Annotated in this window: 20 protein-coding genes; 14 read left to right on the top strand and 6 right to left on the bottom strand. The window is 36.7% G+C overall.

All coding sequences use genetic code 11. From position 1 onward, the window contains the following. Window positions 1–4 precede the first annotated feature (4 nt). The 5 genes from mutL (at window position 5) to H9632_RS03040 (ending at window position 4400) form a co-directional block, all read left to right on the top strand. Complete coding sequence (mutL, locus tag H9632_RS03060) at window positions 5–1882, top strand: DNA mismatch repair endonuclease MutL (protein ID WP_191702657.1); 1878 nt, start codon at window positions 5–7, stop codon at window positions 1880–1882. 22 nt (window positions 1883–1904) lie between these two features. Further along, window positions 1905–2822 carry an alpha/beta fold hydrolase gene (locus H9632_RS03055; protein ID WP_191702656.1) on the top strand — a complete coding sequence of 306 codons (918 nt, stop codon included), beginning with the start codon at window positions 1905–1907 and terminating at the stop codon, window positions 2820–2822. After that, on the top strand, window positions 2815–3714 hold the full coding sequence (miaA, locus tag H9632_RS03050) for a tRNA (adenosine(37)-N6)-dimethylallyltransferase MiaA (RefSeq protein ID WP_191702655.1): 900 nt from the start codon (window positions 2815–2817) through the stop codon (window positions 3712–3714). Before H9632_RS03055 ends, miaA begins: the two co-directional genes overlap by 8 nt. A gap of 80 nt (window positions 3715–3794) precedes the next feature. Beyond that, window positions 3795–4022, top strand: a complete 228-nt coding sequence (hfq, locus tag H9632_RS03045; RefSeq protein ID WP_191702917.1) for an RNA chaperone Hfq — start codon at window positions 3795–3797, stop codon at window positions 4020–4022. A gap of 75 nt (window positions 4023–4097) precedes the next feature. Further along, entirely contained in the window at window positions 4098–4400 is a 303-nt protein-coding gene (locus H9632_RS03040) for a rhodanese-like domain-containing protein (protein ID WP_191702654.1), read from the top strand. Between the two features lie 127 nt (window positions 4401–4527). Here the strand turns inward: H9632_RS03040 and H9632_RS03035 are convergent, their stop codons facing one another. Then, entirely contained in the window at window positions 4528–5136 is a 609-nt protein-coding gene (locus H9632_RS03035; RefSeq protein WP_191702653.1) for a trimeric intracellular cation channel family protein, read from the bottom strand. A 119-nt stretch (window positions 5137–5255) separates the two neighbouring features. On the opposite strand from H9632_RS03035, the gene H9632_RS03030 reads away from it, so the two are divergent. From H9632_RS03030 to glnA, 3 genes are all read left to right on the top strand, one after another. Next, window positions 5256–6503 carry a methionine gamma-lyase family protein gene (locus tag H9632_RS03030; RefSeq protein ID WP_191702652.1) on the top strand — a complete coding sequence of 416 codons (1248 nt, stop codon included), beginning with the start codon at window positions 5256–5258 and terminating at the stop codon, window positions 6501–6503. A gap of 216 nt (window positions 6504–6719) precedes the next feature. Next, window positions 6720–7103, top strand: coding sequence for a MerR family transcriptional regulator (locus tag H9632_RS03025; protein WP_191700280.1), 384 nt, complete (start codon window positions 6720–6722; stop codon window positions 7101–7103). A gap of 63 nt (window positions 7104–7166) precedes the next feature. Next, on the top strand, window positions 7167–8501 hold the full coding sequence (gene glnA / locus H9632_RS03020; protein ID WP_191702651.1) for a type I glutamate--ammonia ligase: 1335 nt from the start codon (window positions 7167–7169) through the stop codon (window positions 8499–8501). Between the two features lie 95 nt (window positions 8502–8596). Here the strand turns inward: glnA and H9632_RS19110 are convergent, their stop codons facing one another. From H9632_RS19110 to H9632_RS03000, 4 genes are all read right to left on the bottom strand, one after another. Next, the gene (locus H9632_RS19110; protein ID WP_191702650.1) at window positions 8597–8878 is read right to left on the bottom strand and encodes a tyrosine-type recombinase/integrase; all 282 of its coding nucleotides are present in this window, start codon (window positions 8876–8878) and stop codon (window positions 8597–8599) included. Next, entirely contained in the window at window positions 8823–9245 is a 423-nt protein-coding gene (locus H9632_RS03010; RefSeq protein ID WP_191702649.1) for a hypothetical protein, read from the bottom strand. The genes H9632_RS19110 and H9632_RS03010 overlap by 56 nt, the downstream gene beginning before the upstream one ends. Window positions 9246–9410: 165 nt before the next feature. Then, the gene (locus H9632_RS03005) at window positions 9411–9869 is read right to left on the bottom strand and encodes a hypothetical protein (RefSeq protein WP_191702648.1); all 459 of its coding nucleotides are present in this window, start codon (window positions 9867–9869) and stop codon (window positions 9411–9413) included. A 563-nt stretch (window positions 9870–10432) separates the two neighbouring features. Further along, entirely contained in the window at window positions 10433–10837 is a 405-nt protein-coding gene (locus H9632_RS03000; RefSeq protein WP_191702647.1) for a gamma-type small acid-soluble spore protein, read from the bottom strand. A 131-nt stretch (window positions 10838–10968) separates the two neighbouring features. On the opposite strand from H9632_RS03000, the gene H9632_RS02995 reads away from it, so the two are divergent. From H9632_RS02995 to H9632_RS02980, 4 genes are all read left to right on the top strand, one after another. After that, window positions 10969–11607, top strand: a complete 639-nt coding sequence (locus tag H9632_RS02995) for a hydrolase (protein WP_191702646.1) — start codon at window positions 10969–10971, stop codon at window positions 11605–11607. Window position 11608: 1 nt separating this feature from the next. Next, complete coding sequence (locus H9632_RS02990; protein WP_191702645.1) at window positions 11609–12316, top strand: DNA alkylation repair protein; 708 nt, start codon at window positions 11609–11611, stop codon at window positions 12314–12316. Between the two features lie 78 nt (window positions 12317–12394). Beyond that, window positions 12395–12940, top strand: a complete 546-nt coding sequence (locus H9632_RS02985; RefSeq protein ID WP_191702644.1) for a 5' nucleotidase, NT5C type — start codon at window positions 12395–12397, stop codon at window positions 12938–12940. 121 nt (window positions 12941–13061) lie between these two features. Then, window positions 13062–13757 carry a gamma-glutamyl-gamma-aminobutyrate hydrolase family protein gene (locus H9632_RS02980; protein ID WP_191702643.1) on the top strand — a complete coding sequence of 232 codons (696 nt, stop codon included), beginning with the start codon at window positions 13062–13064 and terminating at the stop codon, window positions 13755–13757. A gap of 86 nt (window positions 13758–13843) precedes the next feature. Here H9632_RS02980 and lexA read toward each other — a convergent pair whose 3' ends face one another. Beyond that, window positions 13844–14467 carry a transcriptional repressor LexA gene (gene lexA, locus H9632_RS02975; RefSeq protein ID WP_191700274.1) on the bottom strand — a complete coding sequence of 208 codons (624 nt, stop codon included), beginning with the start codon at window positions 14465–14467 and terminating at the stop codon, window positions 13844–13846. Between the two features lie 161 nt (window positions 14468–14628). On the opposite strand from lexA, the gene yneA reads away from it, so the two are divergent. Continuing rightward, window positions 14629–14976 (top strand): cell division suppressor protein YneA, encoded by a 348-nt coding sequence (gene yneA, locus H9632_RS02970; protein WP_191702642.1) that lies wholly within the window; start codon window positions 14629–14631, stop codon window positions 14974–14976. Continuing rightward, a complete protein-coding gene (locus H9632_RS02965; protein ID WP_191702641.1) occupies window positions 14963–15619 on the top strand; it encodes a YneB family resolvase-like protein in 657 nt (218 codons plus the stop codon). The genes yneA and H9632_RS02965 overlap by 14 nt, the downstream gene beginning before the upstream one ends. Window positions 15620–15816 lie beyond the last annotated feature (197 nt).

Below are 15816 nucleotides of genomic sequence, written 5' to 3'. Positions count from 1 at the left end.
AGCTTTGGGGAAAATTCAAATAATGGATGAGTGGCTATCCAATAAAATTGCAGCCGGTGAAGTAGTGGAACGTCCATCATCCGTCGTCAAAGAATTAGTTGAAAATGCAATTGATGCGGGCAGTACATCGATTGAAGTTTTTCTTGAAGAAGCTGGTCTTAGCTCTATTCAAGTAATAGACAACGGCAGTGGAATGGATGAAGAAGATGCACTTAAATCTTTTTCACGACATGCCACATCAAAAATAGAAAAAGAGCAGGATTTATTCAGAATCCGCACACTTGGCTTTCGCGGTGAGGCATTGGCATCTATTGCCTCTGTCTCTAAATTAACTCTGCGCACATCGGATGGAGATGGGGGTGTGCATTTATATTTAGAAGGCGGCCATTTAAAAGAGCATCAGCCTACTGCGCTTCGCCGTGGGACAGATATTACAGTAGCCCAGCTCTTTTTCAATACACCGGCACGATTAAAATATTTAAAGACGATTCAAACGGAGCTAGGGCATACAATTGATTTTATTAATCGGATTGCGCTTGGCTACCCAACGATCGCGATAAAATTAGTGCATAATGATCAAACATTGCTTCAAACAAATGGACGCGGCCAAGTACAGCAAGTACTATCAGCAATATATGGAGCACATCATGCAAAAAAAATGCTACCATTTGAAGCTAGTAATAATGACTATAAGATCCATGGCTTTGCCAGCCTACCAGAAGTAACCCGTGCGTCGAAAAATTATATGTCATTATTCGTCAATGGGCGGTGGGTCAAGCATTTCGTCATTCAAAAGGCAATTATTAATGCCTACCATACGTATTTACCAATTGAGCGGTTTCCAATCGTGCTCCTCTATGTAGAAGGGGATCCACAATTAACGGATGTCAATGTACATCCTGCAAAACATCAAGTTCGATTAAGTAAAGAGCCAGAGCTATTAAAGTTAATTGAAGATACAATCCGCTTGGCTATTCGTGAAGAAATTCGGATTCCGCTTGCCGAAAAAAAGGAAAAGCCAATTCGTCCGCAGCAAGAGCAAATGAATATTTGGAATCCAAGTAAAGCATCGGCACCGGTATTTGATGAGAATAAGCTAACGACTATTGTGGAAAGATTATCGGGTGATTCTTCAGTTGTAAAAGAACCGCATACACCAATTTCAATTGGAAATCAGCATTCTGTACAATACGCGGACGTCCATAATGAAGTGCCCGAGACGGAATTACCTGCAGTGCCAATTGAATCAAAGCCTATACAAGATGAACAGCCATTTGTTCAGCCTGAGGTGAAACGTCATTTTCCAGACGTTGAAGTTGTCGGCCAAATTCATGGAACTTATATAGTGGCTCAAATGGAAGACGGCTTTTATTTAATCGACCAACATGCTGCCCAAGAAAGAATTAAATATGAATATTACCGTGATAAAGTGGGAGAAGTAAATGCAAATGAACGTCAAACATTACTAATGCCCTTAACATTTCATTATGCTGCAGATGAGGCTTTGCGTTTAAAAGAATCCAAAGAAGCACTTGAAGAAGTAGGTGTTTATTTGGAGGAATTTGGACTATCGTCATTTGTTGTACGGGAATATCCGACTTGGTTTCCAAAAGGGGAAGAGCAGGAAGTTATTGAAGAATTGATCGAGCAAGTTTTAAAAGTACGGAAAACAGATATTAAAAAATTGCGTGAAGATGCAGCTATTATGATGAGCTGCAAAAAGTCGATTAAAGCAAATCATTATTTAAATAAAGAGCAAATGGACAGACTGATCAATGATTTGCGAAAAGCAGATAATCCATTTACATGTCCCCACGGACGCCCTGTTTTAATTCATTTTACATCATATGAAGTCGAGAAAATGTTCAAACGAGTAATGTAAATTCCTAAAAGGGGTGGAGTTTTTGGAACAGCAATCTTTCTTTGTAACAATGTCAGATGGACACGATATATTTGTGCGCACTTTTAAACCAAATCAAGTAACGATGGGACATGTTCATATTTTGCATGGAATGGCAGAGCATAGTCAACGCTATGAAGCTTTTGCCGAAAAACTCTGTGAAGAAGGCTATTTCGTAACGGCCCATGATCATCGAGGTCACGGATATACAGCACAAAAAAATGGTATGCTCGGTTATTATGGAGATCAGAATGGTTTTGACCGTGTAGTGGAGGATGTATATGAAATACTCGCATATTTTAAAGAAGATAGTGTAAGTCGTCCTATATTATTTGGTCATAGTATGGGCTCATTTATCGCTCGACGCTTCATACAGCAACATAGCGGAATGATTGAACGCTTAGTATTAAGTGGTACAGGTTCTTCGAAATTACTACATGAAGCCGGTCATGCCATTGCAGGTCAATTAGTGAAGCTGCAAGGCGCAAAAGAGCAAAGCCTCCTAATGCATAAGCTTAGTTTTGCAGGTTTTAACCGGCACATAGAAAATCCAAAAACGAACTTTGACTGGCTCACTACTGATGACGACGAAGTGAAAAAATATATTGAGGATCCTTTATGCGGTTTTATCGCGACGCACCAGTTTTTTTCGGATTTAACCGGTGGGATTCTCACGTTAAAAAATAAAAGTCAAAATGAACGAATTCGCCCTGATTTAAAAATATTGCTTATAAGCGGTACACTTGACCCGATTGCAGATGAAAATGGAAAAAGTGTTCTTCGCACAGGTAAACAGCTTGTGGATGCTGGGCTGGAACATGTGAAGGTACATTTGCTTGAAGGAATGCGACATGAAATATTAAATGAAAAAAAGAAGGATCAAGTAATGGAAATAATAGTACGGTGGTTAAAAGATGAATAATAAAATTGATGTAGTGGCCATTATTGGCCCTACAGCATCTGGTAAAACAGCGCTGAGCATACGTTTAGCAAAAGAAATAGATGGGGAAATTATTAATGGGGATTCAATGCAAGTATACCGCAATATGGATATCGGTACAGCAAAAATCACTGATGATGAAATGGAAGGGATTCCACATCATCTGCTGAGTATTAAAGAACCTACAGAAGCATTTTCCGTAGCGGAATATCAACGACTAGTCCGAGGGAAAATTGAAGAAATTCAAGCCCGCGGTAAAATGCCAATTATCGTAGGAGGAACAGGACTTTATGTGCAATCCGTTCTCTATGATTTTCAATTTACAAAGCAAGAAGTCGATGAAAAAGCACGTCTTCAATATTATGAAGAACTTGTGAAATTAGGACCAGAGGCGATGCATACTAAGTTGGCAAAGATTGATCCGGTTTCTGCGGCAGAAATTCACCCGAATAATACGAGACGCGTCATACGTGCATTGGAAATGGCAGAGCTTGCCGGTGTGTCACGAGCGGAAGAGCAATTCAACCGTGGAAATATTCCTTTATACAATCATTTAATAATTGGCTTAGACATGGATCGCGAGAAATTATATGAACGTATAAATTTACGTGTAGATTTAATGATGAAAGCAGGATTGCTTGAAGAAGTACGTGCATTATATGATGCAGGCATCCGGGATGTACAGTCGATTAAGGCTATTGGCTACAAAGAATTATATGCATATTTTGATGGTTTAGTAACGATTGAAGAAGCAATCGAACAAATTAAGCAAAACTCCCGCAGGTACGCTAAACGCCAATTGACCTACTTCCGCAATAAAATGGATATCTCATGGATCGGGAATGACTGGAACAAGATAATTAGTTTAATTTAAAATTTTAAAAGGTATATCATATATGGATAACGAATAGTTAACTATTGCATGTATTTTATGGTAAGGGAGATTGGACGATGATGAAATCACTGAATTTGCAGGATACGTTTTTAAATAATTTACGTAAAAATAATGTTTTTGTAACGGTATTTTTATTGAATGGTTTCCAATTAAAAGGCTTAATTAAATCTTATGATAATTTTACTGTTTTACTGGAGTCGGAAGGGAAACAGCAATTAATTTACAAGCATGCCATTTCTACCTTTGTTCCTTCCAAAAACGTTACATTACTTGATGAAGAAGAGTAATCCGGCTAAACGGTAGCGCAATATTAATTGTTTGATTATAATGACTAAGATGGTACAAGTATTGGAGGAATTATAATGAAAACAATGACAACAGATGAACTGATCAATTTATTGGATGCAAATGAAGATTTGCATGTAATCGATGTACGTGAAGATTTTGAAGTGGAGCACGGAATGATCCCAGGTGCAGTACATATTCCACTTGGCTCAGTTCCGGAACGTGCAGATGAACTAGATAGTTCAAAGTCTTATATTGTTGTATGTAAAGGTGGCGTTCGTAGTGCGAATGCTTGTGAATATTTAATAGAAAAAGGCTTTGATGTAACGAATCTAGAAGGCGGCATGATGGCCTATGATGGAGAGTTGGAATTCAAGTAATTATTGATAGGTGAATGTGCAGTGTTATTTTGGACATACCTTTACGATAGTAGCCAGCTCGTTTACTTTATTACTTAAAAAGCTGTATCAAAAGTCGCATTAACTTTTGATACAGCTTTTTTTTCTGTTATTTTGCTATGTTAATTTTTTTTGATGGTAATCCCCAGCCCTTTGTATACGATAAAATACGCAAAGCGGTAATTAGGACAAATAATATATATAAAAATAAATCTCCCTGAAAGATTTCAAGACCCAACAAGAAGCCGGCACTAGCAGCCCAAACCCCATATATTTCATGGCGCAATACAATAGGTTTTCTTCCCGCAAGAAGGTCACGTACAACACCACCGCCAGCTCCAGTCAATAAAGCTGCTACTATAACAGCGGCAAGTGGCAAATCTAAATGTACAGCATACATCCCACCCTGAATCGCAAAGGCGGACAATCCAATCGCATCAGTAACATTTCCCCAACGATTCCAATGCTTTATGAGGTGATGAGGTATTAAAAAGAAAACGGTAATTGCAAACAGTGCAATTTGAAACATCATTTCCTGATTCCATAGTGTTGAGACGGGTAAACCAATTAATATATTACGGATTGCACCCCCACCAAAAGCGGTAACAATTCCTAATATATATACACCAAATAAATCATATTCTTCCTCCATAGCCACAATTGCACCTGATATTGCAAATGCAATTGTTCCAATAACACTGAATACCTCCCAAGCCATAAACATCTCTCCCAAATAATACTATCGCCATGAAGGATAGCAGTTTTTCAAACATTCGTCAAAATTAATTTTTTTAAGGTATAATGGTTACAGTTTGTACAGAATGGAGTAGTAATATTATGGCATTTCAATCATTATTAACACCTGAAACTATAAAGCTAGCGACGAAAGTGGAAGAAAAAGTACGTACTTATCATCAGCAGGTAGATGATCGTGCATTTTATAACCAACAAAAGGTGCTCGCTGCTTTCCGAAATAATCAAGTAAGTGATTTTCATCTGCATCCTTCTACCGGATATGGCTATGATGATGAAGGTCGCGACAATTTAGAGCGTGTATATGCGGAAACTTTTGGAGCGGAAGCGGCGATTGTGCGTCCTCAAATTATATCCGGTACACATGCAATTACATTAAGTCTATTTGGCATTCTGCGTCCGGGTGATGAACTTCTTTATATTACAGGGAAGCCTTACGATACACTTCAATCAATCGTCGACGGTGGTGAAAAGGATACAGGATCATTAAAGGATTTTAAGATTGGCTATTCTCATGTTGATTTAATCGGAAATAAGGAAATCGATTGGGAAGGTGTGAAAAATGCAGTTAATGAAAATACAAAGATGATTGCAATTCAACGCTCAAAAGGTTATGCCACACGACCATCCTTTACAATTGAACAAATTTCCCAGATGGTATTAAAAATTCGTGAAATTGCACCAAATGCAGTTATATTTGTTGATAATTGCTATGGTGAATTTGTTGAATTGCTCGAACCAACGGAAGTAGGCGTCGATTTAATGGCGGGTTCTTTAATTAAAAATCCTGGCGGTGGCTTTGCGAAAATAGGAGGTTATATTGCAGGGCGTACAGATTTAGTGGAAAAATGCGCATACCGTATGACATCCCCAGGGATTGGTGCAGAAGCTGGTGCATCGTTGAATACGTTAGCAGATTTTTATCAAGGTTTTTTCATGGCACCTCATATAGTCGCGCAAAGTTTAAAAGGCGCGATTTTTACATCGGCAATGCTTGAAGAAATCGGTATGACGACCTCCCCTCATTACACGGATGTACGTACAGATTTAATTCAGTCAGTAGCATTCCGTACTCCTGAACAAATGGTAGCGTTTTGTCGTGAAATTCAGGCAGCATCGCCAATCAATGCTCATTTCGCACCAGAACCTGCGTATATGCCTGGATATGAAGATGACGTAATTATGGCAGCAGGAACTTTCGTTCAAGGGTCAAGCATTGAATTGACAGCGGATGGTCCGATTCGTCCTCCATATACAGCTTTTGTACAAGGTGGCTTAACTTATGAACATGTTAAATATGCGATTTGTGCTGCTGTACAAAGACTAACTTAATTTGTAAAAAATCGTCCAATTTAACGGGCGATTTTTTTGTTTGTTATAAAGTTGACAAAAAAGGGTAATAGTATATTGTCAGTTCATTATTTGCTCATCACCTCTCTAGAAACAGTATATAAAATGCTAACTTAAACACTGTATGTCAGTTTTTCTAACATATAATTGACAATGAACGTAACAAGTCGTAATATAGCGGTAAGGGAGGTGAATTAAATGAGTAGTGAAATTCGACGTTCAATGCCACTATTATCGATAAGTATCGTCATGCAATTAACGGATCTAACAGCCAGACAAATTCGTTATTACGAAGAGCATGATTTAATTCAGCCACACCGTACAGAAGGTAATCGTCGGATGTTTTCATTAAATGATGTCGATATCTTATTGGAAATTAAGGATATGCTTGAACAGGGTATTAACATGGCAGGTATAAAAAAAGTATTTGACATGAAAAATGATCCAGCGATCCAGCAGGCGAGTAAAGAGGTTATTTCAGATTCAGATTTACGTAAAATTTTGCGTGAAGAAATGCGTCAAGCACAACGCATGCAAAAAACATCTCTTCGACAAGGGGATTTATCACGCTTTTATCAATAGCGTGTAAATTATATAACTTTGGTAAGAATCGTTTACTGAACAATTTTAGGAGTGTGGAATTTAGTGGGTAAATACACAAAAGAAGACATTAAGAAACTCGTACAAGAAGAACAAGTAAAATTCATTCGTTTACAATTTACAGACATTTTAGGCACAATCAAAAACGTAGAAATTCCAGTAAGCCAACTAGATAAAGCATTGGATAACAAAATGATGTTTGATGGCTCTTCAATCGAAGGTTTCGTACGTATTGAAGAATCGGATATGTACTTATACCCAGATTACGATTCATTTATGATCTTCCCATGGACTGCCGAAAAAGGGAAAGTAGCGCGATTCATCTGTGATATTTATAATCCAAACGGTACGCCATTTGCTGGTGATCCACGCAACAACTTAAAGCGTGTATTAAAAGAAATGGAAGAGTTAGGATTTACAAACTTCAACTTAGGTCCTGAACCAGAATTTTTCTTATTTAAATTAGATTCAAAAGGTGAACCAAGTTTAGAAGTAAATGACCATGGTGGCTACTTCGATTTAGCACCTACAGATCTTGGCGAAAATTGCCGTCGTGACATCGTTTTAGAGTTAGAAGAAATGGGCTTTGAAATTGAAGCTTCACATCATGAAGTTGCACCTGGCCAACATGAAATCGACTTTAAATATGCAGATGCAATTACGGCTTGTGACAATATTCAAACATTCAAGTTAGTTGTTAAAACAATTGCCCGTAAGCATGGCTTACATGCTACATTCATGCCAAAACCTTTATTCGGTGAAGCCGGATCAGGAATGCACTTTAACGTTTCTTTATTTAAAGGAAAAGAAAATGCCTTTTATGATGAGTCTACTGAATTAGGCCTATCTGAATCGGCGATGCAATTTATGGCGGGGATTCTGGAGCACGTACAAGGCTTTACAGCAATTACAAACCCAACAGTTAACTCATATAAACGTTTAGTACCAGGTTATGAAGCGCCATGTTATGTAGCATGGTCAGCGCAAAACCGTTCACCGCTTATCCGTATTCCTTCTTCTCGTGGAGTTTCAACACGTATAGAAGTTCGTTCAGTTGATCCATCTGCAAACCCATATTTAGCGATGGCAGTTATTTTAGAGGCTGGTTTAGAAGGTATTCGTAGAAAGTTAACTCCACCACCAGCAATTAACCGTAACATTTATGTAATGAACGAAGAAGAGCGTAAAGCAAACGGCATCGATAATTTACCAGCAGCTTTAGACGACGCGTTAACATTACTTGCAAAAGACGAGGTTGTGCAAAAAGCATTAGGCAACCACATTTATGCAAACTTTAAAGAAGCAAAAGAAATTGAGTTTGATATGTACCGTTCAACTGTCCACCAGTGGGAACGTGATCAATATATGAAGATGTACTAAGAAGAAAGCGTTGGGGCTGTAGGCTCCAACGCTTTTATACTTTTAGCTGCCCACAAGCTGATTTTTTATTGCCCACATTTTGCCCACAAACTTTTTTATTGCCCCAATTTTTCCATGTATTCATCAAAATTATGAAGTGTATTTTCTGCATGTTTATGCGATATGTGTGCATAAGTATTGATAGTAGTTGTTGGCGATTCATGACCAAGTCTATCAGCAATAGATTTCATATCCCATTCAGCTTCAATAAGCATAGCAGCATGCGTGTGCCGTGTAGAGTGAATTGGAATTGGCTCAAGTTCTAGGTGCTCTTGAGCGGATTTAAAGGCATTCCATAACGTTGATCTTGAAAGAGGGCTTCCATCTAACCGTTGCATTATTTTTTGTGGAAAATGGCTGAACTGATGGGGCTTCGCTCTCTAATTTTTCAAGTCCAACAATATCTATTGAATTGCTCTCGTAATCATTATATTGTTGTAGGGCAGACTCATAATTTGAAAGGGCGTTGAGTGTACTCATACCATTACTCACTGCAGATTCAACTTTGGAAGCGCTTTTTTCTAATTGAATTTTAAGTTCTTCTAATTTGACAAAGTAATCGTTTATTTCCTGTGCCCGTTTTTCTAACTTTACATCTTGTTGAATAGACGAATATTCAGTATCGCCTTTAATTTCTGAAGCTAAAACACTAGTTGGGATGATACACGCAAATATGAACAGTAAACTTCCAATTGCTTTTTTCATACTATCACTCCTTATTTTATAGAATTTATTTTTGGCCTACCCTTTTTTAATTTTATATGATGTTTAATTATTATTTACATTTTATTCCTAAATGAATATCCTTTTTAATATAAAAAAGCATATTTAGAATTTATCTAAATATGCCTTGGTTTAAATTTATCTAAATTAAAAATCTACATCTTGAGGTATTTTCAAAAAAATAATATCTTCATTATCCACCCAATGGTATACTTCTATTTTTAGAGTAGTGCCTAAGTTACCGGCAAATTGATTCTTAGTGTAAATATGCTCAATACGTATAAGTTTTCCGTTCGGTTTATAATATGGAGTTATATCTTGTTTATCCCAACCTCTCTCTGAAAGGGGGAAAAATATATTCTTGTCTATACAGATAGTATCCTTACATGTATACCAATCAAAATTATTTTCAGTAGCAATTTTCAAAAATCCGCTCTCAGAACTTTCTTCCTCGAAAATACGAATAACCTCTTTTGAAGTGAGAGACTCAAATGGTGGAGATGGATAATGCCAGTAATTACTGAAAAAGATCCAAATAAATATTAATAAAGCAATAGCTAAAAGAAGAGCTTTTCTGTCTTCAATTATTTTTAATTTCTTTTGCAATAGTTTATCCTCCTGTTCAATTGCATAGCAATAATGATTTTACCAATAGTATTTAATAGCCGTATTGGACTGCATATAACGGCTTTGAATTATTATACTATCTTGGATAATTTATGTAAAATATCCTTTTGCAGATTTCATTTTTGGGTTGATGATAGGGAAAACTTTTAATTAGCCATCGTCAAGAATGGATCAAAAGGTAAAATAGCACGTCCGATAAACACTGTGGATAACCTTTACCAATATGCATATTTTCTTGTATAAAATTTGCCCACAAATGATTTTCTACTTTGCCCACAAATTGCCCACAAACTAATAATTTTCTGCAGTGTTTTATAATGAACGAACTCCCCAAAACATTGATTTATCAACATTCCTAGTGAACTAAATTTCCACCTATTATATAGGAGCAGAAACCGTTCAACTGTCCACCAGTGGGAACGTGATCAATATATGAAAATGTACTAAGAAGAAAGCGTTGGGGCACTAAGCTCCAACGCTTTTTTTCTTTTTTAATGAAAAAAACCGGCAATAAAAATTGCCGGTTTGGGGATGATATTCGATTATTTATTACCGTTTTGGGAACGAATTTTAGCAAATAATCCAGAAGCTTGCTGCTTTTCGGCTTCAGCTTGTTGGTTTTGCTTTTTAACTTGGCTTACATCTGTTTCCATTCCAAACTCCGCGTTCATTGAACTTAGTTTCTTTTGTAAACCACTATTTGCAAAAATACCAGAAGCTTGCTGCTTTTTAGCTTCAGCTTGTTGGTTTTGCTTTTTAACTTGGTTCACATCGGTCTCCATACCAAATTCCGCGTTCTTTGAACTTGGATTTTTTTGTAAACCGTTATTAGCGTATAAACCAGAAGCTTGCTGCTTTTTGGCTTCAGCCTGCTGGTTTTGCTTAATAACCTTGTTAACGTCTGTTTCCATTCCAAATTCAGTATTCATGTTTTTGTTGTTTTTCATGAATATCACCTCCTGAATTTATTCTGTTCAGAGGTTGCTTTATTATGCTGTGGTATATTTTAACTTTTTAATAAAAGGGATTTTTATCTGTTAAATTGAATTTAAAATTACATACTATAATGGAGGTACTTATGGGCTCAAGAATTATGCATGCTATTATTGCTTATAAAGTGGCAGAGGCATTAAACATACAAGATCAAGCAACATTTATAATAGGTGGAATTGCAGCAGATGCAGCTATAATGGCTAAAGACGCATCACATTTTTACAGTGGAGAGCTACAAAGGTTTACTAGAACAATTAATTACGAAGCATTTTATAAAAAGTATAAAAATGAGGTTTCAAAAAACTATATCAATGGTTATTATGTACATTTAATTGCCGATGATTTATGGTTGCAGGGATTTTTCATCCCTTGGTTAAAAAATCGTTTGGAAGCAAAGCCCGAACTGTTGAATGCTTATCATAACGATTTTAAAATTTTAAATGCACAATTAGTTGAGCACTATCATTTGAATGAACAGCTTTCTGCATTATTGAAAGAGCCCTTTGAAATATGTTATTTGCAGGAGGTTTCCCATGAGGAAGTAACTGCATTTATTCCTAGTATTTTAAGTGACCTGCAATATGATACAGAAATACTCAAAATACCGCTTACTGTATTTACAATGGAGCAAATAGTCGGCTATATTGAAACTTCAATAGAGAAGAGTATTTTATTATTAAAACAATCGAGTAAGAACAACTTATCAATTCAGAAAGGATACTAATATGGATTTCAATACTGTAATACAGGAATTAGAAACATTAGGAAAAGAACGTACAAAAAAAATATATATGTCAAACGGGGCCAAGGAGCCAGTATTTGGTGTAACGATTGGATCGATGAAACCATATGTTAAGCAAATAAAAATAAACCATGAACTTGCAGAACAATTATATGCAACGGGTAACTATGATGCAATGTACTTTGCAGGAATCATCGCCGATTCAAAAGCAATGTCGGAAGCAGATTATAATCGATGGATGGACCAGGCTTATTTTTATATGATATCTGATTATGTGGTTGCAGTTACATTAGCAGAATCCGATATTGCCCAACAAGTAAGTGATAAATGGATTGCAAGTGGAGACGAGTTGAAAATGTCTGCTGGCTGGCATTGTTATTGCTGGCTCCTCGGTAATAGAAAAGATGAGGAGTTCTCAGTTGAGAAACTGCGGGGAATGCTTAAACAGGTAAAACAAAATATCAATTTGGTACCGCTACGTACACAAGTTGCGATGAATAACTTTGTAATGACTGTCGGTGTTTCTTTTAAGCCTTTACATAATGAAGCATTGCAAATTGCTAATGATATTGGTGTAGTGGAAATTAAGCGTGAAGGAAAAAAGCCCGGAAAATTACACGCGTATGCAGAAATAGTAAAGCAAGTTGAAAAAGGGCGTATCGGATTTAAACGTAAATATGTTCGTTGTTAATTGTAGAGAGTAATACCTTGTTATTTCACAATATAATTGTATAAACTAAAATTAGGAAATTCCAAGGAGGCCAATTACATGAAAAAAAGTATTGCAATTGATATGGACCAAGTATTAGCTGACTTTTATTCAAAGTTACGTATTACTTACAATGAGAATTTCGGTACTTCCTTTACGGAAGAAGAATTTTTGTTGACTACACAGCGTGATTTACCACGTGAAGATGCAAAGAAACTGTTTGCACTATTAAATGAGCCAGATTACTTCCGCGATTTGGCGTTACTAGATGAAGATGCAATTGAAGTCATTCAGGAGCTTCAGGAGCATTATGAAATTTTTATAGCTACTGCTGCAATGGATGTACCAGGATCATTTACTGCCAAATATGATTGGCTAATCAAACATTTACCATTCATTAAAACACAAAATATTGTATTTTGCGGGAATAAAGCGGTTATACATACCGATTATTTAATTGACGACAATCCAAGGCAGCTTGCGTCATTTAAAGGAACAGGACTATTGTATTCAATGCCATACAATACGGCGGAAGAAGGATATACACGCGTTCATAATTGGAAAGAAATTAAGCAATATTTTTTAAAACAACTCGAAATTGTTTAATCGTAAAGGGATTGCATTTAAGCAATCCCTTTTTTTATAAATTTTTGTAGTCATCTAAGGCGATATAATAGTATAATTTAAATTATTTGAATTATCTTTTAACTTTAAGGGGATAGAAGGAATGAAGCCGATTATTGGGTTAACGATGTATGACTTTGATAAAAAAATGGATATTAATAATGTCTATTTAACATCAATAGAACAAGCAGGTGGCATTCCGATTTGTATACCGAATGCGACAGCAGAAAATGTAGAGGCTCTATTGGCTATTGTTGATGGCCTTGTATTGATTGGTGGTGCGGATATTGACCCATTAATATTTAATGAAGAGCCACACCCTAATATTGGGAGCGTAGTGCGAAAGCGTGATGATAGCGATCTTTTGCTAATGAATGAAGCATTTAAAAGACAAATACCCATTCTAGGCATCTGCCGAGGACAGCAGATTATGAATATAGCCTTTGGGGGGACGATCATTCAGGATATTCCATCACAGGTGGAAAATATAGTCCAACATAAGCAACCATCCAAGCGCGGAGAATTAGCCCATACTGTGGATGTGAAAACACAAAGATTTAAAGAGATTTTTGGTGAAGCATCTTTTCGTGTAAACACTTTCCATCACCAATCAGTAGGTAAGCTGGGGAAAGGGCTAGTCACATCGGCTGTTGCAAAAGATGGTATTATTGAGGGAATCGAACACGAATCCCATCCTTATTGTGTTGCTGTTCAGTGGCACCCTGAAGAGTTGGCGCCAAATGGTGATGTTTATGCGCAACGTTTATTTAGAAGTTTTATAAATGCATGTAAAAAGTAGAGGAAAATCCAGTCGATTTCGGCTGGGTCTTTTTTGTTTGAAATAGAAAAAGCCTGCCGATTCTATTAGAATGGCAAGCTTCTTAATTAATGAATATTTCGATATAGCCCAACTACTTTTCCTAAAATAGATACTTGATTAACAATGATTGGCTCCATCGAACTGTTTTCAGGCTGTAAGCGGAAATGAGTTTTTTCTTTATAGAAACGCTTGACAGTCGCTTCATCTTCTTCGGTCATTGCAACGACGATTTCTCCATTGCTCGCAGTGGAAGTTTTCTTGACAATAACGTAATCCCCATTTAATATGCCGGCTTCAATCATTGATTCACCCATTATTTCAAGCATAAATAATTCATCTTCTGATGAACCATATGCATCGGGTAACGGGAAATATTCTTGGATATCTTCAATGGCCGAGATAGGTAAACCAGCTGTAACTTTACCGATTAATGGTACGTGAATTACACCTTGTTTAGCTATTGATAGCTCTTCTTGATCCAAAATTTCAATGGCACGCGGTTTAGTAGGATCGCGACGTATAAGCCCTTTACTCTCTAATCGAGCTAAATGCCCGTGGACAGTTGAGCTAGAAGCTAAGCCTACAGCCTCTCCAATTTCACGAACTGATGGCGGATAGCCTTTTGAACGAACTTCCTCTTTTATAAAAGTTAGAATAGCTTCTTGTCGTTTGGAAATTTTTTGTGTCAACTAACTCACCTCTTTATCATGCTATTTTTCTTAGTGTAAGTATAGCAGTATGCGAACACGAATGCAAACATAAGTTCGAAAAAACGATTGACAAAAACATATGTTCGTATTATTATGAGAACAAACATTCCGAACGTATATTCGAAAGAGGGGTTTTTCTTATGAAAAAAATCAAATTAAATAGCTTTACATCAATGTTTCTAATGTTCTCTATTGTGTTATTAGTATTAATCTTCCATAAAGACGATAATATAGAATTATACGAACAAGTATCTATCGAACAAGGGGATACTTTATGGTCGCTTGCGGAACATTATCGTGGTAAAATGGCAACGCATGATTGGATTAACGAAGTGAAAAAAGAAAACGGCCTACGAGATGGAAAAGTTGTTTCAGGGCAAATATTGGTGGTGCCAGTTGAAAAGGAAGCACAATATATTGTCCAGTTGAATGACTCCTCCGATGTGTCGACAATTAAGGTAGCGAGAGATAATAATGACAAAAACTAAAGCAGTTATTTATTGCCGTGTCAGTACCGAAAAAAGTGCGCAGGAAACATCGTTGCTGCGTCAACAGGAAGAACTGACGAAATATGCTGTAACATTCGGTTTTAAAGAAGTAGAGATTTTTACGGATCAACATAGTGGCTATGACGTGGAACGTGATGGTTTACTGGATATGCTCGATTATATGAGAGAATATAAAATCAAAGCATTATTTGTACAAGACGAAACACGTTTAGGACGAGGGAATGCAAGAATGGCAGTTCTCCATCTTTTACAAAAATACGAGGCGACTGTTTATACATTGAATGATGCTGGTCCTGTAGTATTAAACGAGATGGATACGATGCTACTCGAAATATTGGCTGTAGTTGAAGAGTATCAGCGCCGTATGCATAATGCAAAAATTCGTCGAGGAATGCGTCGAGCAGTAGAAAATGGATATCAACCCCAAAATAATTTAAAAAACCGTGGAAATATTGAAGGGCGTGAACGAAAAGAAGTGCCGGTAGAAGAAATTGTACAGCTTCGTCAAAAAGGCTTAACGTTTGCTGAAATTGCCACTACGTTATCAGGATTGGGGATACCAATCAGTAAAGCAACAGTACATAGACGATATATTGAATATATAGAACAACTAAAAAAGTAGTCACATGCCATTTAAATATCTCAACAGCAAATAAAGAAAATAAAAAAACAAATAGTTTAAAAAACAGAAGCCATGTCATTCGAACATGGCTTCAGACTGTAGACAAACTCGAAGAAATTCGAGTTTGCCTACAGTCTTTTTTGTTTTAAAATAAAGTTAACTGATGAAAACCGTTGATTTCCATTCCAGGGGACGCG

This window comes from Solibacillus merdavium, from assembly GCF_014836935.1.
Lineage (GTDB): Bacteria > Bacillota > Bacilli > Bacillales_A > Planococcaceae > Solibacillus > Solibacillus ferritrahens.
This window is presented reverse-complemented; position numbering and strand designations above follow the sequence as displayed.